Source organism: Mesorhizobium sp. M1E.F.Ca.ET.063.01.1.1 (assembly GCF_003998155.1).
GTDB lineage: Bacteria > Pseudomonadota > Alphaproteobacteria > Rhizobiales > Rhizobiaceae > Mesorhizobium.
This window is the reverse complement of sequence record NZ_RZSC01001555.1, coordinates 1-490: the sequence shown is the minus strand read 5'-3', so window position 1 is coordinate 490 and position 490 is coordinate 1. Positions and strand designations below refer to the sequence as shown.

Genomic DNA, 490 nt, shown 5'->3' with positions numbered 1-490 from the left:
GTCGCAAACTGCGGCTGCGTCACGCCGAATTCGTCCAGCGCCCGCTCGACCCGCAGCCTGTAGGCGCCTGCCGCCTGTCGCAGCAGATAACCGAGATAGCCTTTCTCGCCGCGCTTGCCTTCGCCGGGAGCGGGGATGGCCGAGGACGCTTTCTGCTTGCGCATGATGTCAGAGCTCTTATACGTTGTTCGAACTCTGACATTATCGCGAGATGGAGCGGAAGACGATGGGCTATCGGATCTTTCTTGCCGGCGCTTCCGGCGCGATCGGCCGCCGCCTGGTTCCGCAGCTGCTGGAGGCAGGCCATCTGGTGACGGCGACCACGCGCCGCGCTGCAAAGGCCGCGGAGCTGCGCGCAATCGGCGCCGATGCGGTGCTGATCGATGTATTCGATGCCGGCGATTTGCGCGCCGCCGTCGCAGCGGCGAGGCCCGAGATCGTCATCCATCAGCTCACCGACCTGCCGCCTGGGCTCGATCCCGCCCTGATG

At 65.9% G+C, this 490-nt stretch carries 1 protein-coding gene and 1 pseudogene; one reads left to right on the top strand and one right to left on the bottom strand.

The window, feature by feature from the left end:
* Positions 1 to 164, bottom strand: a pseudogene (locus EOA29_RS43650) (MarR family transcriptional regulator); the annotation flags it as partial.
* Between the two features lie 62 nt (positions 165 to 226).
* Between EOA29_RS43650 and EOA29_RS39745 the strand changes: the two are divergent.
* The coding region (locus EOA29_RS39745) for an NAD(P)H-binding protein (RefSeq protein ID WP_127222572.1) at positions 227 to 490 on the top strand (264 nt) is incomplete at its 3' end.